This is a genomic window from Psychrobacter sp. 1U2 (assembly GCF_051847575.1).
In genome coordinates, this window is sequence record NZ_JBPYDC010000644.1 from 1 (window position 1) to 921 (window position 921).

A 921-nucleotide genomic window follows, 5' to 3' on the forward strand; every position below is an offset into this window, starting at 1 on the left:
CAATGGCACGCACTTGCAAGGCTACTTGATAGCTTAGCTGACAATCCTATTGATGAGATTGAGGTGCGCACTGCTATTCAAGTGGGTCTTGTACAGCTGCTTTACTTAGAGGTAGCTGACCATGCTGCTATTCATGAAACGGTAGAGGCAACCAAAGAAATTGAATTTGCGCGGGCTTCTGGTCTTGTCAATGCGATCCTACGTAAAGTCGCCAAAAACACCAATAAATTCCGTAAAAAATGCGACAAGAACCACAGTTTGCCCAACTGGCTCGCTTATCAGCTTAAACAAGATTGGAGTGATGAGTATGCAGCGTTGACGCAAGGTTTACGCCAGCCTGCGCCGATGTTTTTACGGGTAAACTCAGGGATTAGCTCAGTAGAGGATTATCAACAAACATTGGATGGGGCAGAGATAGAAGCGGATTTGATTGAGCTAACCAGTGGTTTTAACTTAACGAGTTCGTCAGATACAGCCACGCCTACCACATTATCAACCAAAGGTCTTAGGCTACATCAAAGCACTGCAGTGAACGCTTTGCCTCATTTCGCTGAAGGTGCTGCCAGCGTACAAGATATGCATGCTCAACTTGCCGCGCCACTCATTCATACCGCTTTAATGAATAAAGTTAGTGCTGATAAGTCTAATACAGATATTGATTCAGACGCTGATAATAACCAGCTGCGCATTTTAGATGCTTGCGCTGCACCCGGTGGTAAGCTTGCTCATTGGTTAGAATTAATTAGCTTAAATGAGCCATCGTTGTTTCACGTGAAACAAGAGGATACTGAAACATCACCTGTGATTGGTGACATCAAGGCAACGGCTATCGATAACGAAGCGCCTCGTATCGAACGTATTTATGAAAACTTACAGCGCTTAAACTTACAACAGCAAGATTTAGAGCAAGCTGAAAAAAAC

At 44.1% G+C, this 921-nt stretch carries 1 protein-coding gene; it reads left to right on the forward strand.

What is annotated here, in order from left to right; translation table 11 throughout:
• Positions 1-921, forward strand: a 921-nt coding sequence (locus tag ACS8FD_RS17820) for a transcription antitermination factor NusB (RefSeq protein ID WP_439276833.1), incomplete at both ends; no start/stop codon positions are given.